Source organism: Pedococcus sp. P2_E2, from assembly GCF_056403955.1.
Genome location: NZ_JBFUEM010000001.1, coordinates 115,783 through 136,514 on the forward strand (window position 1 = coordinate 115,783; position 20,732 = coordinate 136,514).

The window sequence follows — 20,732 nt, forward strand, 5'->3', positions numbered from 1 at the left end:
CCACGCGCCCGAACGGCTGCCCGTCGACCAGCTGCGGGTATGCCGCGGGGCCGGCTCCCGTGGTGGGAACCGGCCCCGCGGCATACCTGCGTGGTCTAGCTGATGTCGCTGCGCACCGTGCGCCAGGAGCCGAACCCGGCCAGCACCGCGGCGTAGGCGGCCAGCACGAGGGCACCGGCCCACCACGCGAGCGGCTTCACGGCGTTCTCCCCACCCTGGGTCACGCCGTTGACCATGGCCTGCGTGGCTGCGGACGGCAGGTACTGGACGATGTGGTCGCGACCCCAGTCCCAGAAGCTGAGCCCGAAGCCGGCCAGCGGCTCGACGATCCACGCGACACCGATCGAGATCAGCAGGGCGGCGACCTGGTTGGGGATGAGGATTCCCGCCCCGAGTCCGATCAGCGCCCACAGCCCGAGGACCAGCAGGCTCAGGGCCAGCGTCCGGAAGACCCCACCGGTCGGGAACGGCGCGAATCCCCGGGCATTGAGCACGATGGCCCCGGCGATGATCGACCCGGCCAACGAGATGAGGCCGTAGATGGCGCCGATACCGAGCAGCGCGATGACCTTCGCGCCCATCACCCTGGCCCGCTTGGGCGTGCCCAGGAACGTGCTGGTGATGGTCTTGTGGCGGTACTCGCTGCCGATCTGGAGGACGCCGATCGTCAGGGTGAGCAGGTAGCCGATGCTCAGGCCGCTGGTGTAGACGCTGTTGGCGATCTGCTCGGGGGTGCCCGTGGGCGGGCCCTGACCGGCCGGGACGCTGGGGTCGGGAGCCTGGGTGAACAGGAAGCCGAACAGCACGGCGAGGCCGGCTCCGGCGAGGAACATGGCGATGGCCAGGCCCCACCACATCCGGGTCGTGAAGAACTTGCGGAACTCTGCGCGGATCGCGGCGGTCATCCGTTCGCCCCTTCCTCTCCGGTGATGGCATCTCGCTCGGTCGCGGCGCCCTGTCCGATCGACGCGCCGTCGCCGAGGTTGCGGTTGGTGCCTTCGGTCAGCTCGAAGAACAGCGCCTCGAGGTCGGTCGTGGCCTGGCGGAGCTCGTAGACGGGGAGTCCGGCTCGCAGCGCCACGTCGCCGATGAGGCGCAGGTCGTGGGTCTCGGCGAGCAGTGCGCCGTCCTTGACCTCGCTGGTCACGTCGGCGACGCGCAGGGCTCCCGCGAGCGCGTCGAGGTCGGTGGTGCGCACGATCGCGTGGGCCTCGCCGTGCAGGTCCGCCATGGCGCCCTGCTTGACCAGCTTGCCGTTGTTGATGATGACCACGTCGTCGACCGTCTGCTCGACCTCCTGCAGCATGTGGCTGGAGATGAGCACGGTCTTGCCCTGGGCGGACAGGTGGCGCAGGAACCCCCGCAGCCACCGGATGCCCTCGGGGTCGAGGCCGTTGGCCGGCTCGTCGAGGATCAGCACCTGGGGGTCGCCGAGCATCGCGGCCGCGAGGCCGAGCCGCTGGCGCATGCCCATGGAGTAGCCGCCGGCCCGCTTCCGCGCCGCTGCCGGGATGCCGACGAGCTCGAGCATCTCGTCGACCCTCTGGGCCCCCACCCCGGCGGTGTCAGCCAGCACCCGCAGGTGGTCGCGTCCGGTGCGGCCCGGGTGGAAGTTGGTGGCCTCCAGCGCCGAGCCGACGACCGCCATCGGCTGGGTGATGTCGTGGTAGGCGAGGCCGCCGATCGTCGCCGCGCCGCTCGACGGCTTTACGAGGCCGAGCAGCATGCGCAGCGTGGTGGTCTTGCCCGCGCCGTTGGGCCCGAGGAAGCCGGTGATCCGGCCGGGCTCGACGCTGAAGGACAGGTTGTCGACGGCGGTGAAGGTGCCGAACCGCTTGGTGAGGTCGCGCACCTCGATGCGGGTGCCGTCGCTCGGCCTGCTCGCTGTGGTCGTGGTCATCGTTCCCCCGGGTTGAGTGGCATGCGCTCATCCTGCCAACTGACGTGGGGGGAGGGTCAACCGGGTTGTCGGGTCGACGCGCTGCCGGGTCCCGCGCCCCCGCGTGAGGTATGCCGCGGGGCCGGCCCCGCGGCATACCCCGCCGTCGCCGGCGAGTCGGCTGGGACGCGGCCCGGACCTTAGGATGTCCGCACTATGACCGAATGGTTGCTGGTCCTGACCGGCGTGGGTTTGACGATCGGCACAGCCATCTTCGTGGCCACGGAGTTCTCCCTGGTCGCCCTCGACCGGCCGACGGTGCAGAAGGCGGTGGACGCGGGGGACGCGCGAGCCGAGGTGGTCCTCGGTTCGCTGCGACGGCTCTCGACCCAGCTCTCGGCGGCCCAGGTCGGCATCACGCTGACCACGCTGGTCCTCGGGTTCCTCGCGACACCCTCGCTCGGTGCGCTGCTCGAGACGCCGCTGAGAGCCTTGGGGCTGAGCGGTTCGACGCTCGACTCGGTGGCCGCCGGACTGGCGCTGCTGATCGCGACGCTGTTCTCGATGGTGTTCGGTGAGCTGCTCCCGCAGTTCCTCGGCATCTCCGCGCCCCTGGCCACGGCCAAGATCGTGGCGATGCCGGTGCGGGGTTTCGCGCTGGTGGCCCGCCCCCTGATCTTCGTGCTCAACGGCTCGGCCAACCTGTTCCTGCGCGCGCTGGGCATCACACCTCGCGAGGAGCTGTCCGGTGCCCGCACACCACAGGAGCTCGCGTCGCTGGTGCGACGCTCCGCCCAGGCGGGGACGCTCGACCCGGGCACGGCGCGGCTGGTCACCAAGTCGCTGGACTTCGGTGAGCAGACCGCCGCCGACGTGATGAGCCCGAGGGCCAGGGCCTCGTCGATCGAGCGGACCGCCACCGCCGAGGACGTCGTGCGGCTGGCCCGGCGCACGGGCCACTCGCGCTTTCCCGTCACCGGCGAGGACTGGGACGACATCGACGGCGTCGTGCACGTCAAGCGCGCGATCGCCGTGCCGCACGAACGGCGTGACGACGTGCCGGTGTCGGCGCTGATGGTGCCGCCGCTGCTCGTGCCGGAGACGATCCGGCTCGACCCGTTGCTGCTGATGCTGCGCGAGCACGGACTCCAGCTGGCCATCGTCGTCGACGAGTACGGCGGGACGGCCGGCATCGTCACGTTGGAGGACGTCGTCGAGGAGATCGTCGGCGAGGTGTCCGACGAGCACGACGTCTTCCGCACGACCGGCCGCGAGTTCACCGACGGGTCGTGGACGGTGCCCGGGCTGTGGCGACCCGACGAGGTGCGCGAACGCCTGGGAGCGGTGGTCCCGGACGGACCTGCCTACGAGACGACCGGTGGCTTCGTCATGGCCGAGCTCGGCCGGATCCCCGCGGTCGGCGACACCGTCAGGATCCCCGGCTGGGAGATCACGGTCCTCGCCATGGACGGCATGCGGGCCGACCGGCTGCGGTTCGTCCCGCTGGCGACCACCGAGGGTGGTGCCGACGGCGAGGTCGAGGGCAGTGCCGACGGTGGCTCTCGCGGCGGGGCGCGTCCTGTCGGCGACGGCCAGGTGGAGTCGTGAGCACCGGCGCCGTCTGGGTCACCATCCTGCTGCTCCTGCTGAACGCCTTCTTCGTGGGTGCGGAGTTCGCCGCGATGTCGGCTCGACGCTCCACCCTCGAACCCCTGGCCGCGTCGGGGTCGCGCCGGGCCCAGGTCTGCCTCGACGCCCTCGAGCAGATGGGATCGCTCCTGGCCTGTGCCCAGCTCGGCATCACGGTGTGCTCGGTGCTCCTGGGCGCGATCTCCGAGTCCGCCCTCCACCATGCCCTCGAACCCGTCGTCCACCACCTGTCCCTGCCCGACGGGGTCACCGACGGTGTGGCCCTCGCCCTGGCCCTGCTGGTCGTCGTATACCTGCACGTCGTGGTCGGCGAGATGATCCCCAAGAACCTCGCGCTGGCCGGACCCGAGCGCTCGGCACTGATCCTCGTGCCCGTCCTGCTGTTCGTCACCAAGGCGCTGCGTCCGATCATCTGGGTCATGGAGGCCATCGCGAAGTCGCTGGTGCGACTGTTCGGCGTGGAGCCCAAGGACGAGATCACCTCGGCGTTCACGGTCGAGGAGGTCGAGCACATCCTCGCCGAGAGCAGGCACGAGGGGCTGATCGAGGAGGGCCAGCACGGCCTGGTCGGCGCTGCCCTGGAGTTCAGCGACAAGGACGCGGTGGACGTCGCCGTGGCGCTGGAGGACCTGGTGACGCTGCCGTTGACGGCAACCCCTGACGACGTCGAGCGACTCGTGGCCAAGCGGGGCTTCTCGCGCTACCCCCTGCTGAACCGGGCCGGAGAGCTCACCGGCTACCTCCACCTCAAGGACGTGCTCTACGCCGACGACACCGAACGCGACATCGCCGTCCCGGTGAAGCGGGTCCGCAAGCTCGCGACGGTGCAGGCCGCCGACGAGGTCGAGGAGGTGCTCCGCACGATGCAGCGCACCGGCGCGCACCTCGCGCGGGTGGTCGACCCGGAAGGCCGAGACATCGGTGTGGTCTTCCTGGAGGACGTCATCGAGGAGCTGGTCGGCGAGGTCACCGACGCCTCCCAACGCTGACCTCCACCTGCCCGGTCGAGTGGTCAGGAACTCACTCTCCTGAGCCGGTCGGCCGTCGATTTGTGGCCTCTCGCGAGGAGTCTGTGGATGACGAGGCACGAAGGCACGCGGCATACCGCACCCTGAACGCATGCCGCGCATCCCCATCCCCGTGGCCCTGCAGGGTGGAGCCTTCACGGTGGCCCAGGCCAGGGCGGCGGGCCTCGGGACGAGTCGCCTCGGAGGGCCGGACCTGAGTCGACCCACGCACGGGGTCCGCTCCCTGGCGACGCCCGAGACCTTCCGGGACCGGGTCGTCGCGACCCGGGTCGCGCTCCCCTCCGATGTTGCCTTCTCCCACCTCACGGCTGCCCGGTTGTGGGGGCTCCCTCTGCCGCGTGAGCTGGAGGACGGTCCGATCGACGCCATGCGGGCGACCTCGGTGGCGCGGGTCCGCCGGCGCGGCTGCGTCGGAAGGCGCGGATTGGAGTCCCGGGCGACCGCCAGGAACCACGGCCTGCTCCTCACCTCGCTCGAGGACACGTGGTGCGACGTGGGCGAGACCCTCGAGCTGGATGACCTGGTGGTGGTTGGCGACGCCGTGGCGCGGCGGCTCGCAGACGTGACGCCGCTGCGCGATGCGCTACTGCGGCGGGTACGGCCGAGGGGCGCCGTCGCGCTCAGGGCAGCCCTCGGACTGGTCCGGGTCGGCTCTGACTCACCCATGGAGTCCCGTTGTCGACTGGTCTTCCATCGGGCCGGCCTGCCGGAGCCGGAGCTCAACGCCGTGATCACCCACCCAGGTGGTGGCTTTCTGTGCCGGGCCGATTTCGTCTGGCGTGAGCGGCGCGTCCTGGCCGAGTACCAGGGCAGCGACCACTTCGAGTCGTTCCGCCGTGGAGATGACGACATCTCGCGACGGCTGCTGCTCGAGGACGACGGCTGGAAGTACGTGGAGATGACCAAGCGCGACTACTACAACGCAGCGAGACAGGCCGGGCTGCTGGCCAGGCTCGCGGCACACCTGGTCTGACGCGCGGGCCCATGACGAGAGGCCCGGAACTGACGTCCAGCGATGGGCTGGACATTCGTTCCGGGCCTCTCGACCTGTGTGCCCCCGGCAGGATTCGAACCTGCGCCACCGCCTCCGGAGGGCGGTGCTCTATCCCCTGAGCTACGGGGGCGGACACGTGCGCCCCGCGAGGGAGGCGCGAGCCGAGGTTAGCAGCCTAGGGTGGGCCCCATGGAACCCGGGGGACTGGTGTACGTCTGCGACGACACCGAGCAGATCAGGCGCCTCATCCGGGTCAACCTCGAGCTCGAGGGCTACGACGTCCGCGAGGCGGCTGACGGTGCGCAGCTGGTGGACGAGCTGCGCGCCCGCACCGACGTACCCGGAGTCATCACCCTCGATGCCCAGATGAGTCCTCGCGACGGCTGGTGGGCGATCTCCCAGATCCGCGCGGACCCCCGGCTGGCCAACGTCCCGGTGATCATGGTGACGGCTTCCGTCCAGCAGCACGACCGGGTGCAGGCCGAGGGGTCGGGGCTCGACGCGTTCGTGTCCAAACCCTTCGACCCGGACTACCTCATGAAGCTCGTCGGCGGCTTCATGGCCGAGGGCAGGGCACACCAGCCCGCGCCCTAGACTTGCCCGGGTGACTCCCGAAGAGCTCTCCGCAGCCATCCGCGCCGCCCTGGTCGAAGCCGTCGCCGCCGGCGACCTCCGCGTGGACGTGCCGGCGGAGGTTCGCGTGGAGCGACCCCGCAACCGCGACCACGGGGACTGGTCCACCAACATCGCGCTCCAGCTCGCCAAGGGCGCGGGTATGCCGCCGCGAGACGTGGCCACCCCGCTCGCCGAGCGCCTCGGCCAGGTGGCCGGCGTGAAGGCCGTCGACATCGCCGGCCCCGGTTTCCTCAACATCACGCTCGACGCGTCATCGGCCGGCGAGCTCGCCCGGTCCATCGTCGAGGCCGGTCAGGCCTACGGCCGCAACGACTCCGAGGCCGGCCACGTCATCAACCTCGAGTACATCTCGGCGAACCCCACGGGGCCGCTGCACCTCGGTCACACCCGCTGGGCCGCCCTCGGTGACTCCATGCACCGGCTGCTGCAGGCCTCCGGGGCGGACGTCAAGGCCGAGTACTACATCAACGACGCCGGCGCGCAGATGGACAAGTTCGCCGGGTCGGTGCTGGCGCGGGCCAAGGGGGAGCCGACCCCTGAGGGTGGCTATCCCGGCGCCTATGTCGACGACCTTGCCGCGCAGGTGCTCGCAGCCCAGCCGGACCTGCTCGAGCTGCCCGAGGACGAGGCGTTGGCCGTGACCCGGGCCGTGGCCTACCGGGCCCAGCTCAAGGACATCCAGGACACCCTCACCGACTTCGGCGTCACGTTCGACGTGTGGTTCTCCGAGGCCGAGCTGCACGCTTCGGGTGCGGTGGAGCGGGCAGTGGATCGCCTGCGCGAACAAGGGCACGTCTTCGACAAGGACGGTGCCATCTGGCTGCGCACCACGGACTTCGGCGACGACAAGGACCGCGTGCTCGTGCGGGCCAACGGCGAACCCACGTACTTCGCCGCGGATGCCGCCTACTACCTGAGCAAGAAGGACCGCGGCTTCGACGAGAAGATCTACCTGCTGGGCGCCGACCACCACGGCTACATCAACCGGCTCAAGGCGATCGCGGCCTGCGCGGGCGACGACAAAGAGCACAACATCGAGGTCCAGATCGGCCAGCTGGTCAACCTCGGCGGCGCCAAGCTGTCCAAGCGGGCCGGCAACATCATCGAGCTGCGCGACCTGATCAACTGGATCGGGACCGACTCGATCCGCTACTCCCTCGCCCGCTACCCCGCCGACAGCCCGCTCTCGCTCGAGGGGGAGGAGCTGCGCAAGCAGACCAACGACAACCCCGTGTTCTACGTGCAGTACGCCCACGCCAGGACCTCCAACGTCGCGCGGCTCGCCAACGAGGACGGGGTGCTGCGGCAGGACGGGTTCGACCCGTCCCTGCTGACCGACCCGACCGAGGCGTCGCTGCTGGCGATCCTCGGCGACTTCCCGCGGGTCGTGGCCCATGCAGCCCACCTGCGTGAGCCGCACCGGGTCGCCCGCTACCTCGAGGACCTCGCGGGGCACTTCCACAAGTGGTACGACACGTGCCGCGTGCGGCCGATGACCGCCGACGAGGAGATCACCGACCTCCACCGCACCCGGCTGTGGCTCAACGACGCCACCCGCCAGGTCTTGGCCAACGGACTGGACCTCCTGGGGGTCTCCGCACCCGACAGGATGTAGCCCATGCGCGCTCACGAGGCTGGAGCCCTCCACGCCGAGGGATACGGCGGACCGCCGCACTGGCTGCCGTGGCCCACCGACGTCATGGAGCTGCTGCCGCAGCTCTGGCCACAGACGATCGGTCGTGATGCGCAGGGACGGCTGACCGTCGGGGGTCTCGACGTCGTGAGCATCGCGCGCGAGTTCGGCACCGCGGCATACGTCGTCGACGAGGAGGACTTCCGCGCCCGGGCGCGGGCCTTCCGCGACGAGTTCGCCGAGCCGTTTGCTGAGCTCGGCGGGGTCGACGTGTTCTATGCCGGCAAGGCGTTCCTGTGCACCGAGGTGGCACGGTGGGTGGCCGACGAGGGACTGTGCCTCGACGTCTGCTCGGGTGGTGAGCTGGCGGTGGCGCAGCGGGCGGGCTTCCCTGCGGAGCGGATCGGGTTGCACGGCAACAACAAGTCGGTGGCCGAGATCCGCCAAGCACTGGACTACGGCGTGGGACGGATCGTCGTCGACTCCTTCGAGGAGATCGACCGCGTCGCCGACGTCGCCGGCGAGCTCGGCGTCCGGGCACCCGTCATGGTGCGCGTCACGGTCGGGGTCGAGGCGCACACCCACGAGTTCATCGCCACCGCCCACGAGGACCAGAAGTTCGGCTTCTCCCTGGCCGGTGGCAAGGCCGCCGAGGCGGTCAGCCGCATCCTCGCGCACGGCGACCGGCTCGAGCTCCTGGGACTGCACTCCCACATCGGCAGCCAGATCTTCGACACCGCAGGCTTCGAGGTCTCGGCCCGGCGCCTGATCGGGCTGCATGCCGAGGTGGCGAGAGAGCACGGCCTCCACCTGCCCGAGCTGGACCTCGGTGGCGGCTACGGGATCGCGTACACCACCGAACACACCCCGCTGTCACCCCGCGAGCTGGGTGAACAGATGGCCGACCTCGTCCGGCGCGAGCTCAAGGCGGTCGGCGACGGGAGTCCTGACACCCCCACGCCGAGGATCTCGATCGAACCGGGACGCGCCATCGTGGGCCCGAGCACCTTCACGCTCTACGAGGTCGGCACGGTCAAGGACGTCGATCTCGGCGGGGGGATGGCCCGCACGTACGTCTCGGTCGACGGCGGGATGAGCGACAACATCCGGACCGCCCTCTATGACGCCGACTACTCCTGCACGCTGGCCAGCCGCCGCTCGGACGCCGCGCCACGGCTCGCCCGCGTGGTCGGCAAGCACTGCGAGAGCGGCGACATCGTCGTCATGGACGAGTACCTGCCTGACGACATCACCGCGGGCGACCTGATCGCCGTCCCCGGCACGGGCGCCTACTGCCGCTCCATGGCCAGCCAGTACAACCACACCCCGCGACCCCCGGTGGTCGCCGTCCGCGACGGTCGGGCCCGGGTCCTCGTCCGCCGCGAGACCGTGGAGGATCTGCTGGCGCTGGACGTTGGCTGACGAAGGATTGGCGCGGATGGACGCGGCAGCGACAGTTCGTCCGGATGACGGAACAATGAGCGTCCACACCGTGGACACCGGCACGATGGCCGGGATCCGGGCACGATGGCCTGGATCCAGCAGCAGGCCCACCAGGGCGCGAGGAGCACGCAGTGAGGGAAGTCAGCGTGAGTGAGAGCGAGCAGGCAACGGCCGAGCGGCCGCTGAGGGTGGCACTGCTCGGGTGCGGTGTCGTCGGCTCGTCCGTGGCCCGGATGCTCACGCAGCACTCCGACGACCTCGCGGCCCGTGTGGGTCGGCCCCTCGAGCTGATCGGCATCGCGGTGCGCCGGGCCGGCAAGGACCGCTCCGACCTGCCCGTCGATCCCGCCCTCTTCACGACCGACGCCGAGTCGATCATCACCTCCGCCGACATCGTCATCGAGGTGATCGGGGGCATCGAGCCGGCCAGGACCCTCATCGAGCTGGCCATGAAGAACGGCGCCTCCGTGGTGTCCGCCAACAAGGCGCTGCTGGCCGAGGCGGGTCCCGCCCTGTACGCCGCCGCGGCAGAGCACGGCGTCGACCTCTACTACGAGGCCGCGGTCGCCGGGGCCATCCCGATCCTGCGGCCGATCCGCGAGTCGCTCGCCGGCGACGACGTGCGCAAGGTGCTCGGCATCGTCAACGGCACCACCAACTACGTCCTCGACAAGATGGACTCGACGGGCATGGGGTTTGCCGAGGCCGTCGAGCAGGCACAGGCGCTCGGCTATGCCGAGGCCGACCCGACAGCCGACGTCGAGGGCTTCGACGCCGCCGCCAAGGCCGCCATCCTCGCCTCACTCGCCTTCCACACGCGCGTCTCCAGCGACCAGGTCTACCGCGAGGGGATCACCGAGGTGTCCGCTGCGGACATCCAGGCCGCACGCGAGATGGACTGTGTCGTCAAGCTTCTCGCGATCTGCGAGCGCACCGAGGTCGTCGGCGCCGACGGCAGGCTCGCGCCCGGCGTCAGCGTCCGGGTGCACCCGGCCATGATCCCTCGGTCGCACCCCCTCGGCGGGGTGCGCGATGCCTTCAACGCGGTCTTCGTGGAGGCCGATGCGGCCGGCCAGCTCATGTTCTACGGCAAGGGTGCCGGAGGTGACCCCACCGCCAGCGCCGTGCTCGGTGACGTGGTCGCCGTGGCCCGGCACCGCGTCGGCGGCGGCCGTGGCCCCGGCGAGTCGGCCTACGCCGACCTGCCCGTGCTCGACATGGGTCAGGCCCTCACGAGGTACCACATCAGCCTCGACGTGGCAGACCGCCCGGGCGTCCTCGCCCAGGTCGCGACGGCGTTCGCCGAGCACGGCGTGTCGATCGAGACGGTCCGCCAGCACCTCATCGCCGCCGACCCGGACAGCCCCGACGGCGACGCCGCCGAGACCCGCGCCAACCTCATCGTCGTGACGCACATCGCCCCGGACGCCGCCCTCGCGGCGACCGTCGAGGCCCTCGCCGGGCTCGACACCGTCCGCGAGGTCGTGTCGGTCATGCGGGTCGAGGGGGAGTGATGGCCGGGCTGTGGCGCGGGGTGATCCGCGAGTATGCCGACCGGTTGCCGATGCTCCAGGGCGCACCTGTGGTGACGCTCCAGGAGGGCGGCACGCCGCTGATCCCCGCGGAGCACCTGTCCGAGCTCACCGGGGCACAGGTCTTCGTGAAGTACGAGGGACTGAACCCGACGGGGTCCTTCAAGGACCGGGGGATGACGGCGGCGATCTCGCTGGCCGCAAAGCACGGCGCCAAGGCCGTGATCTGCGCGTCGACCGGCAACACCAGCGCCAGCGCGGCGGCCTATGCCACCAAGGCGGGCATGGCCTGCGCGGTGCTCGTCCCCGACGGCAAGATCGCCATGGGCAAGCTCAGCCAGGCGATCGCGCACGGCGCGACCCTGCTCCAGGTGGACGGCAACTTCGACGACTGCCTCACACTGGCTCGCAAGCTGGCCGAGTCCTATCCCGTCGAGCTGGTCAACTCGGTCAACCCGGCGCGGATCGAGGGCCAGAAGACCGCCTCCTTCGAGGTCGTGGACGCGCTCGGCGACGCCCCCGACATCCACTGCCTCCCGGTGGGCAACGCGGGCAACATCACCGCCTACTGGAAGGGCTACCGCGAGTACCACCGCGGCAGCGAGCAGCCCGGCCCGGCGACCATGCTCCCGCAGATGTGGGGCTTCCAGGCGGCCGGCGCCGCGCCCATCGTCCTGGGACACCCCGTCGACGACCCCGACACGATCGCCACGGCGATCCGCATCGGCAACCCCGCCTCGTGGAAGCAGGCCGAGGCCGCCCGCGACGAGTCCGGCGGCCGGATCGAGTCCGTCACGGACGAGCAGATCCTCACCGCGCACCGGATCCTCTCGGCCCGAGAGGGCATCTTCGTCGAACCCGGCTCGGCGGCGTCGGTCGCCGGCCTCCTGCAGGCTGCCGAGGCCGGACACGTCCCCGCCGGTGCCACGATCGTCTGCACGGTCACCGGGCACGGGTTGAAGGATCCGCAGTGGGCGCTCAGGAACGCCGACGGCTCCGACGTCACCCCGACGCGGGTGCCGGTGGACGCCTTCACGGCCGCGCAGGCCCTGGGGCTGCAGGACTGATGGGCGAGCTCCTCGCCGGCAGCTCCGTGAGGGTGCGGGTGCCGGCCAGCAGCGCGAACCTGGGGCCGGGCTTCGACTCGGTCGGGCTGGCCCTCGGGCTCTGGGACACCTGCGTGGCGACCGTGACCGACGAGCCCGGCGTGCGGATCGACGTCGACGGGGAGGGGGCCGACGAGGTCCCCCGCGATGCCAGCCACCTGGTCGTCCGCGCCATGGTGCGGGCGTGGGAGGAGCTCGGCACCCAGCCTGCCGCCGGACTGCACCTGGAGTGCCGCAACGAGGTGCCGCACGGCCGCGGACTGGGGTCCTCCGCCACGGCGATCGTGACCGGAATCGTTGCGGCACAAGCACTTCACGACGTATGCCGCGGGGTCACGGGTCCGCCCGACCTCACCTTCACCAACGACCTCGCGGCCCGCCTCGAAGGGCATCCGGACAACTCGTCTGCGTCGGTGTACGGAGGTCTCACGCTGTCCTGGGCCGACTCGTCCGAGGGCGGCACCCAGACCCTTCGCCTCCAGCCCCATCGCGACGTGCGCGCGCTGGTGCTCGTCCCCGCGGCCCAGCTGTCCACCGCGAAGGCACGGTCGGTCCTGCCGACCCACATCCGGCACGGTGACGCCGCCCTGAACTCGGCCCGCGCGGCCCTGCTCGTCCAGGCGTTGACCAGCCAGCCGGCATACCTGCTGGCGGCGACCCGGGAGTGGCTGCACCAGGAGGCGCGCAGGGACTCCTTCCCGGCGTCCATGGCCGTCGTCGACGAGCTGCGCGACCGCGGCCACGCAGCCGTGATCTCGGGGGCCGGACCCTCGGTGCTCGTCCTCACCACCGACGACCAGGTGTCCGCCATCGCCGGGGAGGCTGGCGACTCGTGGCAGGTCCTCGACCCGGGCATCCCGGAGACAGGTGCGCAGGTCAGGCGCCTGCGACACGGAGGGGACATTCTGGGCAGTCGGGACTGACGCACGCGCCAACGGTGTTACATTGGGTGCGCACTCGCAGCCGATGCCTCCTCTTGCGCATCCAGCAGCGAACTGCACCCACCACATGTCGGCGGCCTTCGTGCTGCCACGCCTCCCTGTGCTGCATGTGGCTCCATCGGTCAGCACTTCTGACCCAAGCACCGGTCCGGGATCTGAACACCGGACCGCGAACGAGGGGGAAGGATCCTTCGTGACAGACACCACCACTCTCGACTCTGCGGGTTCGCAGGACGAGAAGCCGCGCCGCTCCGGCGCACTGAGCACCATGAAGGTTGCCGAGCTCCAGGGCCTGGCCGCCAGCATGGGCATCACCGGCACCGCCAAGATGCGCAAGGGTGACCTCGTCACCGCCATCAAGGACCGCCAGTCCGGAGCAGGAGCGCCGGCACGCCGGACCGCCCCGCAGCAGGAGCGTCCGGCCCGGGCCGAGGCGCCCGCCACCGACCAGCAGACCGGCAGTGAGCAGCAGTCAGGGCAGGAGTCGGGCCCGCAGTCCCGCACCGAGCGCGGCGACCGTGCCGAGCGCGGCGACCGCGCCGAGCAGGGCGACCGTGCCGACCGTGCCGAGCAGGGCGACCGTGCCGAGCGTGGCGAGCAGGGCGACCGGGACGAGCGCCCCCAGGGCGAGCGCCCGAACCGCAACCGGGCCGACCGGGCAGCGCGCCCGCAGGCTCAGCGCCAGAACCGCGAAGGCGCCCGCGACGGCGACCAGCAGGACCGTGGACCGGACCGCGACCAGCAGGACCGTGGACCGGACCGCGACCAGGTGGGCCGCGACCAGAACCGGGACCAGAACCGGGACCAGAACCGGGACCAGAACCGGGACGGCGCACAGGCCCGCGACAACCGCGACGACCGTTTCCAGGGCGACCGACGCGAGCGCCAGCAGGCCGACCGACAGGACCGCGACGACCGTTTCCAGGGCGACCGGAACAACCGGGACAGCCGCGACGACCGCGACGACCGGGGTGGCCGCCAGCAGGGCGGGGCGGCCGGTCAGGGCCAGCAGGGCGGCCAGCGCAACCAGGGTCAGCAGGGCCAACAGGGCCAGCAGGGCCAGCAGGACCAGCAGGGCTACGACGACGACGGCGACGGCCGCGGCGGACGTCGCCGCAACCGCAACCGGAACCGCAGCCGTGACAAGCGCGGGCAGCGCGGCGACTACGGCAGCGACTACGAGAACGAGCCGATGGTCGAGGAGGACGACGTCCTCGTGCCCGTCGCGGGCATCCTCGACGTGCTCGACAACTACGCCTTCGTCCGCACCTCCGGCTACCTGCCGGGCCCCGGCGACGTCTACGTCCCGCTCGGCATGGTCAAGAAGAACGGCATGCGCAAGGGTGACGCGGTCACCGGTGCCGTGAAGGCCCAGCGCGAGGACTCCCAGCAGAACCAGCGGCAGAAGTTCAACGCCCTGGTGCGCCTCGACACCGTCAACGGGATGACCCCCGACGATGCCCGCAAGCGGGTCGAGTTCGGCAAGCTCACGCCGCTGTACCCCCAGCAGCGCCTGCGCCTCGAGACCGAGCCGGGCATCCTCACCACCCGCGTGATCGACCTCGTCGCGCCGATCGGAAAGGGCCAGCGCGGCCTCATCGTCGCCCCGGCGAAGGCCGGCAAGACGATGGTCATGCAGGCCATCGCGAACGCCATCACGACGAACAACCCCGAGTGCCACCTGATGGTCGTGCTCGTGGACGAGCGTCCCGAGGAAGTCACCGACATGCAGCGCGCGGTCAAGGGTGAGGTCATCTCCTCGACCTTCGACCGACCGGCCGAGGACCACACGACGGTCGCCGAGCTCGCGATCGAGCGGGCCAAGCGTCTCGTCGAGATGGGCCACGACGTGGTCGTGCTGCTCGACTCGATCACCAAGCTGGGTCGCGCCTACAACCTCTCCGCCCCGGCGAGCGGGCGCATCCTGTCCGGTGGTGTCGACTCCGCGGCGCTCTACCCCCCGAAGAAGTTCTTCGGGGCCGCGCGCAACATCGAGAACGGCGGGTCCCTGACGATCCTCGCGACCGCCCTCGTCGAGACCGGTTCCCGCATGGACGAGGTCATCTTCGAGGAGTTCAAGGGCACCGGGAACATGGAGCTCAAGCTCGACCGTGGCCTGGCCAACCGCCGGATCTTCCCTGCGGTCGACATCAACAACTCGGGCACGCGCAAGGAGGAGATCCTCCTGTCGGGCGACGAGCTCAAGATCATGTGGAAGCTCCGCAGGGTCCTGGCCGCGCTCGACCAGCAGCAGGGGATCGAGCTCCTGATCGACCGGCTCAAGAAGACCAAGAGCAACATGGAGTTCCTCATCCAGGTCCAGCAGAACTCGTCCATCCGCCTGGATGACGGCGACAAGGACTGACTCCGACCGGACTTGTCGGCACGACAGCCGGCCAGACAACCGGCACGACAACGGGCTGGGGTCCGCCACCAGGTGGTGTCGGACCCCAGTTGCGTGTCTCACGGCCTAGCATGGGTACGCGCACCACCAACTGCACGACGACCGAAGGGAATGGCAGTGACCGCGGCAGAGGCAATCCGAGTGCTCGTCGCTGACGACGACCCGGATATTCGCGATCTCGTCGAGTTCAAACTCACCCAAGCCGGTTACGCCGTGCAGGCTGTTCCAGACGGACTGAGCGCCTGGGAGGCGTTCCAGGCGGAGGCGCCCGCGCTCGTCATCCTCGACGTGATGATGCCCGGCCTCTCGGGCATCGACGTTCTGCGCAAGATCCGGGACAGCGGTGCCGCCACGGTCCCGGTCCTGTTGCTCAGCGCGAAGTCGCGAGACAGCGACGTCGACACCGGCTTCGCCGTCGGCGCCGACGACTATGTCATCAAGCCGTTCAGTCCACGAGAGCTGTTGCACCGGGTCAACGGGATCCTGGCGCGCGTCCGGTGACCCGGCACGACCTGCTGTGGGCCTCCTCAGCTCTGGTCCTGCTGGCCTGTCTTGCCCTGGTGCTGCTCATCGTGCTCACCAAGGTGTCGCGCACCGTCCGCGAGCGACGCACCGCGGAGCTCGTCGCACCCCATCGTGCGCACCTGCTCGCTGTCGCCTCGGGTGAGGACGATGACGGGAGCCATCGTGACGCCCTCATGGAGGTGGACGGTCCCGCCCGCGAGGCAGTGGATGACGTCGTCCTCGAGCTCCTGGGCAAGGTGCGCGGGGTCCCGGCCGAGGAGCTGGCGTCGGTGCTCCTCGTCCATGGCGCCGTAGACCGCGCACCCCACGACCTGCGCGACCGCAGCACCCTGCGTCGGGCGCGGGCGGCGCACATCCTCGGCCTGTGCCATGTGGGCACCGCGCTGCCGCTGCTCGTCCAGGCGCTCGGCGACCCCGCGCCGGAGGTCCGCGTCGCCGCGACCAGGGCCCTGGGCCGGCTCGGGGAGCCGACGGCGTCGGCCGCCCTGCTCGTGGCCGTCGGGGCCGAGCGCGTGGTCCCGGCCGGGCCCGCTGCTGACGCCCTCGAAGGAATGGGGGTCGGCATCTCCGGGTCGCTGGTGAACGCCCTGTCGGCGAGCAGCCCGACCACTCGCACGGTCGCGGCATACCTCAGCGGGGAGGGCAGCTTCTCGCGGTCCCTGGACGCGCTGCGCGTCGCCCTGGCGAGCGACGACGACCACACCGTGCGTGAGGCGGCGGCGGTCGCCCTCGGACGGATGGGCCGGGCCGAGGACGTGGCGGGGCTCCTGCGCCAGACCGCAGCGGACCGGCCACGATCACTGCGTCGGGCTTGCGCCGCGGCCTTGGGTGAGCTCGGCGAACCCTCTGCCGTCGACGGTCTGGGCGAGCTGCTGGGCGACCCGGATCCGCGGTTGGCCGAGATGGCGGCCACCTCGCTCCTTGCCCTGGGCCCGGCCGGGCGTGCCGTGCTCGAGTCGGCGCCGACCAACGCGTCTGTCGAGACGGCACTGGCCCTGGCCCGCCTGAAGGGGAGCGCGGCGTGAGCTGGGAGGGCTCCGTCGACGGCCTCCGGGCCGCGGTGGTCTGGGTGATGGACTTCAGCTCGGTGCCGATCCTTGTCTACTTCGCGGTCATCAACCTCTCCTACCTCCTGCTGATCGTCCTGGCCAGCATCGACTTCCGGGCTCAGCACCGCCGTCGCGAGGCCGTGGTCGAGACCTTCGGTGGTGCGCTGACCCCGGGGGTCTCACTCCTCGTGCCGGCCCACAACGAGGAGATGGGCATCGTGACCTCGGTGCAGGCGCTGCTCTCGCTGCGCTATCCCCGGCACGAGGTGGTCGTCGTCGACGACGGCAGCTCCGACGCGACCTTCGAGCGACTGCGCGCGGCCTTCGACCTGGTCCCCATCCCGCGCGAGATCCCGCAGGACGTCCCGATCCGGGCCCGGATCATCGACGTGCACGTGCCCCGTGACGGTCGGACCCGGCTGCTCGTGGTGCGCAAGGAGAACTCCGGCCGGTCCGAGGCGATCAACGTCGCCCTCAACGCGGCCACCGAACCACTCGTCGCCATGATCGACGCCGACTCCATCCTCGAGCCCGACGCCCTGCTCAGGGTGACGCAGCCGTTCGCCGACGACCCCATCCGCATGGTGGCAGCGGGGGGTGCCATCCGGCCCGTCAACGGCAGTCGGGTCGTCTCCGGGCGCATCGTCAAGGTCCAGATGCCGAAGCCGTGGCTGGCCCGCATCCAGGTGGTCGAGTACCTCCGCGCGTTCCTGCTCGGCCGGACCGGGTGGTCGCGTTTCGGGGCCCTCATCCTGATCAGCGGGGCGTTCGGCCTGTTCCGCCGCGACGTCGTCGTCGAGGTCGGTGGGCTCGACCCCGACAGCATCGGTGAGGACTTCGAGCTGGTCCTGCGCATCCATCGCAAGCTGCACGACGAGAAACGCGACTACCGCGTCGGGTTCGTCCCGGAGCCGGTCCTGTGGACCGAGGTCCCCTCGACGTTCTCGGTGCTGCGCAACCAGCGGCGACGCTGGCACCGCGGGCTGTGGGAGACGCTGTGGGCCTACCGCGGCATGCTCCTGCGTCCCCGCTACGGCAAGGTCGGCCTGATCGCGTTGCCGTACTACTGGGTCTTCGAGCTCTTCGCCCCGCTGCTGGAGTTCTTCGGCATCATCATCGTGCCGCTCGCGCTGGTCCTCGGCGTGGTCAACATCCCCTACGCGCTGCTGTTCCTCGCGCTGGCCTACGGTCTCGCGGTCCTCGTGACGCTGTCGGCCATGGCCGCCGAGGAGTGGTCGTTCCACCGTCACGAACGGTGGCGCGACCTCGGGCTCACCCTGGTCGCGTCGGTGCTGGAGAACGTCGGCTACCGCCAGCTCACCGTGTGGTGGCGGCTCGAGGGCTGGTGGGCGAGCTTGCGGCGCAAGAAGCAGGTGTGGGGTGTGATGACCCGCACCGGCTTCGGCGAGGCGGGCGAGTGACCAAGCTCGGCAGCCGTTCGGTCTCCGGACAGCTCAGGGTCCTCGGGCTCTCGCTGGTCCTGTTGTTCCCCATCGTCGCGATCGCGTCGCTCTCGAACATCACCAGCCAGAGTCGCGACGTCCAGGCGCTGACGCTGTCCTACGGCCCCGCCTTCGACGCCAACAACGCCGTCCTCATCGAGATGACCGAGGCCAACGCTGGGTGGAGCCAGCTGATCGGCGGCTCCGCCCCGCTGACGCGCTACGACCTCAAGCGCGAGCCAGTCTCCGCTGACCTCGCCACCATCGAACGCGCCCTGAGGTCACCGACGATCCGCGCCGAGACCCGCTCGAGGTATGCCGCGTTGCTGGGCACCCAGCGCGCTGCCGTCGACGCGTGGTTCAAGGCGGCGCGGGCAGCCGAGGTCGGCGCGCAGGGCACCCCGTCGGCGCGCAGCGTCCTCGAGGCCGACGCGATCGACCGGTTCCGGCAGTTCCGCGCCAGCAACCGGGGTCTGCACGAGGCAATCCGACTCGAGCGGGACGCGGCTCGGGAGGGCGCGCGGGACTCGGTCCAGAGGATCGTGGCGATCGCGGCCGGCACCATGGTGCTGGCCATGGCCATCGTGCTCGGTGGGTGGCGGCTGTTGGAGCGATCGGTCAGCGGCCCGCTGGAGCGGTTGCGATCGGTCGTCGAGCGCCAGCGTGACGGTGACCGCGACGCCCTGGCCGACGTCGAAACCGGCGCCGCGGAAGTTCGCGGACTGGCTGCCGACTTCAACGGACTGACCCGCTCCAACCAGGTGCTCCAGGAGCAGCAGTCGGTCGTCCTGCTCGCCCACCAGCTGGTGCTCGACGTCGCCCGGGTGGTGCACGGGGCGCCGGACATCGACTCCGCCCTGCACACCGTCTGCGCGATGCTCGGGCAGGGCCTGTCCGTGGACCGGATCATGCTCTACACCCACGACGAGTCGGGGGTGATCGACCAGCGGACCCAGTGGCACCGCGACGACCTGCCCGACCTCGGGGCGCTGCCACCATCACTCGCCGGCGAGGTCAAGGAAGTCGGGGACGAGCTGCGCCGCGAAGCCACCGTGTTCGTCCTCTCGGACTTCCTCCACGCGGAAGTCCAGACGCAGGACCGCGCCGGGCGGTTCTACCGCGCCACCGGCGCCAAGTCGCTCCTCATGGTGCCCGTGGGCATCGGCGAGCAGGGCCTGGGCGTGTTGTCCCTGATGACCGTCGACACCCCGAGGCGCTGGCGCCGCTACGAGATCCAGGCCGTCCAGCAGTGTGCGGGCTACGTCGCCCAGTCCATCGTCGACCTTCGGCTGCGCGAGATGCGCGAGGCGCAGGTCGACCAGCTCACCGCACTCGATCGCCAGAAGACCGACTTCATGGCCACCGTGTCGCACGAGCTGCGGACCCCGCTGACCTCCATCAACGGCTACCTCGAGCTCCTCGAGGACGGTGACTTCGGTGACCTCTCCACGCGACAACGTGGTGCCCTCGACATCATCGGACGCAACGCCAACCGGTTGCGGGGCCTCATCGAGGACCTCCTCGTGCTCAACAAGATCGAGGCCACCGGGTTGCAGTCCTCGGTCGAGGAAGTCGCCGTGGACGAGCTCGTGGCGGACGTTGCCGACATGCTGCGCCCCGTGGCCGACGCGGCCGGCGTCACGCTGGTCGTCGAACCCATCGACCCCCAGCTCCTGATCCGGGTCGACCGGGGTCAGCTGGAGCGCAGTCTCATCAACCTCGGGTCGAACGCGGTCAAGTTCACCAGGTCCGGCGGGCAGGCAACCATCGGCGCAGCGGAAGCCAACGGTCGCGTCGTCGTCACGGTGGCCGACACCGGCATCGGCATCCCCGAGGGGGACCTGCCGCAGCTGTTCGGCCGCTTCTTCCGCGCCTCGAACGCCACAGCTGCCGCCATCCCCGGCACGGGTCTGGGCCTGGCAATCGTCCGGGCCATCGTCGAGGGCCACGGTGGCGAGCTGTCCATCGACTCGGTCGAGGGCGAGGGGACCGTCATCCGGGTGGCCCTGCCGACGGGGAATGTCGGCACCCTGTCCACCGTTTAGGAGATGTGCGCCGCTCTCTGGCACACTTGACTGCTGACCGGTTCACGGCATGGACACGTCCAGGGCAACCCGCCCAGCCGACCCGGCCACATGACTCAAGGAGCACGTTTTGCAGAAGGACATCCACCCCGAGTACGTCGAGACCACGGTCACCTGTACCTGTGGGTCCACGTTCACCACTCGCAGCACCGCGACCTCCGGCCAGATCCGCGCCGAGGTGTGCTCGCAGTGCCACCCGTTCTACACCGGCAAGCAGAAGATCCTCGACACCGGTGGCCGCGTGGCCCGGTTCGAGGCCCGCTACGGCAAGAAGGCTGCTGCCGAGAGCAAGTAGCTTTCCCGATGCGCCGGTCCTGACCTCTGGGGTCAGGGCCGGCGCATTGCTTTCCCCGCCTCGCCGTTCCTGCCACGTCGCCGTCCGCGCA

The 20,732-nt window shown here is 70.6% G+C and carries 17 protein-coding genes and 1 tRNA gene; 15 read left to right on the top strand and 3 right to left on the bottom strand.

Annotation, left to right across the window (positions count from 1 at the left end; all coding sequences use genetic code 11):
* Positions 1 to 95: 95 nt before the first annotated feature.
* Both AC1DWR_RS00515 and AC1DWR_RS00520 read right to left on the bottom strand, forming a co-directional pair.
* Complete coding sequence (locus AC1DWR_RS00515; RefSeq protein WP_477615605.1) at positions 96 to 905, bottom strand: ABC transporter permease; 810 nt, start codon at positions 903 to 905, stop codon at positions 96 to 98.
* Positions 902 to 1,900, bottom strand: a complete 999-nt coding sequence (locus tag AC1DWR_RS00520) for an ABC transporter ATP-binding protein (protein ID WP_477615604.1) — start codon at positions 1,898 to 1,900, stop codon at positions 902 to 904. The genes AC1DWR_RS00515 and AC1DWR_RS00520 overlap by 4 nt, the downstream gene beginning before the upstream one ends.
* Positions 1,901 to 2,095: 195 nt before the next feature.
* Here AC1DWR_RS00520 and AC1DWR_RS00525 point away from each other — a divergent pair, with 195 nt between their 5' ends.
* From AC1DWR_RS00525 to AC1DWR_RS00535, 3 genes are all read left to right on the top strand, one after another.
* Positions 2,096 to 3,487, top strand: a complete 1,392-nt coding sequence (locus AC1DWR_RS00525; protein WP_477623278.1) for a hemolysin family protein — start codon at positions 2,096 to 2,098, stop codon at positions 3,485 to 3,487.
* A complete protein-coding gene (locus tag AC1DWR_RS00530; RefSeq protein ID WP_477615602.1) occupies positions 3,484 to 4,518 on the top strand; it encodes a hemolysin family protein in 1,035 nt (344 codons plus the stop codon). The genes AC1DWR_RS00525 and AC1DWR_RS00530 overlap by 4 nt, the downstream gene beginning before the upstream one ends.
* A gap of 130 nt (positions 4,519 to 4,648) precedes the next feature.
* Entirely contained in the window at positions 4,649 to 5,530 is an 882-nt protein-coding gene (locus AC1DWR_RS00535; protein WP_477623279.1) for a hypothetical protein, read from the top strand.
* A 79-nt stretch (positions 5,531 to 5,609) separates the two neighbouring features.
* Here the strand turns inward: AC1DWR_RS00535 and AC1DWR_RS00540 are convergent.
* Positions 5,610 to 5,681, bottom strand: a tRNA-Arg gene (locus AC1DWR_RS00540).
* A gap of 59 nt (positions 5,682 to 5,740) precedes the next feature.
* Here AC1DWR_RS00540 and AC1DWR_RS00545 point away from each other — a divergent pair.
* The 12 genes from AC1DWR_RS00545 to rpmE all read left to right on the top strand — a co-directional run bounded on the left by AC1DWR_RS00545 (position 5,741) and on the right by rpmE (position 20,641).
* Positions 5,741 to 6,145, top strand: a complete 405-nt coding sequence (locus AC1DWR_RS00545) for a response regulator (RefSeq protein WP_477615600.1) — start codon at positions 5,741 to 5,743, stop codon at positions 6,143 to 6,145.
* Positions 6,146 to 6,155: 10 nt separating this feature from the next.
* Positions 6,156 to 7,802: an arginine--tRNA ligase gene (gene argS, locus AC1DWR_RS00550; protein WP_477623280.1), complete on the top strand. Its 1,647-nt coding sequence runs from the start codon at positions 6,156 to 6,158 to the stop codon at positions 7,800 to 7,802.
* A 3-nt stretch (positions 7,803 to 7,805) separates the two neighbouring features.
* Positions 7,806 to 9,242, top strand: coding sequence for a diaminopimelate decarboxylase (gene lysA / locus AC1DWR_RS00555; RefSeq protein WP_477615598.1), 1,437 nt, complete (start codon positions 7,806 to 7,808; stop codon positions 9,240 to 9,242).
* Between the two features lie 167 nt (positions 9,243 to 9,409).
* On the top strand, positions 9,410 to 10,777 hold the full coding sequence (locus tag AC1DWR_RS00560) for a homoserine dehydrogenase (protein ID WP_477615597.1): 1,368 nt from the start codon (positions 9,410 to 9,412) through the stop codon (positions 10,775 to 10,777).
* Positions 10,777 to 11,862 carry a threonine synthase gene (gene thrC, locus AC1DWR_RS00565; RefSeq protein ID WP_477623281.1) on the top strand — a complete coding sequence of 362 codons (1,086 nt, stop codon included), beginning with the start codon at positions 10,777 to 10,779 and terminating at the stop codon, positions 11,860 to 11,862. The genes AC1DWR_RS00560 and thrC overlap by 1 nt, the downstream gene beginning before the upstream one ends.
* Positions 11,862 to 12,824, top strand: a complete 963-nt coding sequence (gene thrB / locus AC1DWR_RS00570) for a homoserine kinase (RefSeq protein ID WP_477623282.1) — start codon at positions 11,862 to 11,864, stop codon at positions 12,822 to 12,824. The genes thrC and thrB overlap by 1 nt, the downstream gene beginning before the upstream one ends.
* A gap of 286 nt (positions 12,825 to 13,110) precedes the next feature.
* Positions 13,111 to 15,207, top strand: coding sequence for a transcription termination factor Rho (rho, locus tag AC1DWR_RS00575; RefSeq protein ID WP_477623801.1), 2,097 nt, complete (start codon positions 13,111 to 13,113; stop codon positions 15,205 to 15,207).
* 156 nt (positions 15,208 to 15,363) lie between these two features.
* The gene (locus AC1DWR_RS00580; protein ID WP_477615594.1) at positions 15,364 to 15,747 is read left to right on the top strand and encodes a response regulator transcription factor; all 384 of its coding nucleotides are present in this window, start codon (positions 15,364 to 15,366) and stop codon (positions 15,745 to 15,747) included.
* Positions 15,744 to 16,796: a HEAT repeat domain-containing protein gene (locus AC1DWR_RS00585; RefSeq protein WP_477615593.1), complete on the top strand. Its 1,053-nt coding sequence runs from the start codon at positions 15,744 to 15,746 to the stop codon at positions 16,794 to 16,796. Before AC1DWR_RS00580 ends, AC1DWR_RS00585 begins: the two co-directional genes overlap by 4 nt.
* Positions 16,793 to 18,241 carry a glycosyltransferase family 2 protein gene (locus AC1DWR_RS00590; protein WP_477615592.1) on the top strand — a complete coding sequence of 483 codons (1,449 nt, stop codon included), beginning with the start codon at positions 16,793 to 16,795 and terminating at the stop codon, positions 18,239 to 18,241. The genes AC1DWR_RS00585 and AC1DWR_RS00590 overlap by 4 nt, the downstream gene beginning before the upstream one ends.
* Positions 18,238 to 20,307, top strand: coding sequence for an ATP-binding protein (locus AC1DWR_RS00595; protein WP_477623283.1), 2,070 nt, complete (start codon positions 18,238 to 18,240; stop codon positions 20,305 to 20,307). Before AC1DWR_RS00590 ends, AC1DWR_RS00595 begins: the two co-directional genes overlap by 4 nt.
* 109 nt (positions 20,308 to 20,416) lie before the next feature.
* A complete protein-coding gene (gene rpmE, locus AC1DWR_RS00600; RefSeq protein WP_179420590.1) occupies positions 20,417 to 20,641 on the top strand; it encodes a 50S ribosomal protein L31 in 225 nt (74 codons plus the stop codon).
* Positions 20,642 to 20,732: the final 91 nt, after the last annotated feature.

Excerpts from the sequence above, each read along its gene's own strand:
- AC1DWR_RS00515 (WP_477615605.1), bottom strand. The coding sequence starts at position 905 with ATGACCGCCGCGATCCGCGCAGAGTTCCGCAAGTTCTTCACGACCCGG.
- AC1DWR_RS00520 (WP_477615604.1), bottom strand. The coding sequence starts at position 1,900 with ATGACCACGACCACAGCGAGCAGGCCGAGCGACGGCACCCGCATCGAG.
- AC1DWR_RS00525 (WP_477623278.1), top strand. The coding sequence starts at position 2,096 with ATGACCGAATGGTTGCTGGTCCTGACCGGCGTGGGTTTGACGATCGGC.
- AC1DWR_RS00535 (WP_477623279.1), top strand. The coding sequence starts at position 4,649 with ATGCCGCGCATCCCCATCCCCGTGGCCCTGCAGGGTGGAGCCTTCACG.
- AC1DWR_RS00545 (WP_477615600.1), top strand. The coding sequence starts at position 5,741 with ATGGAACCCGGGGGACTGGTGTACGTCTGCGACGACACCGAGCAGATC.
- lysA (WP_477615598.1), top strand. The coding sequence starts at position 7,806 with ATGCGCGCTCACGAGGCTGGAGCCCTCCACGCCGAGGGATACGGCGGA.
- thrC (WP_477623281.1), top strand. The coding sequence starts at position 10,777 with ATGGCCGGGCTGTGGCGCGGGGTGATCCGCGAGTATGCCGACCGGTTG.
- thrB (WP_477623282.1), top strand. The coding sequence starts at position 11,862 with ATGGGCGAGCTCCTCGCCGGCAGCTCCGTGAGGGTGCGGGTGCCGGCC.
- rho (WP_477623801.1), top strand. The coding sequence starts at position 13,111 with ATGAAGGTTGCCGAGCTCCAGGGCCTGGCCGCCAGCATGGGCATCACC.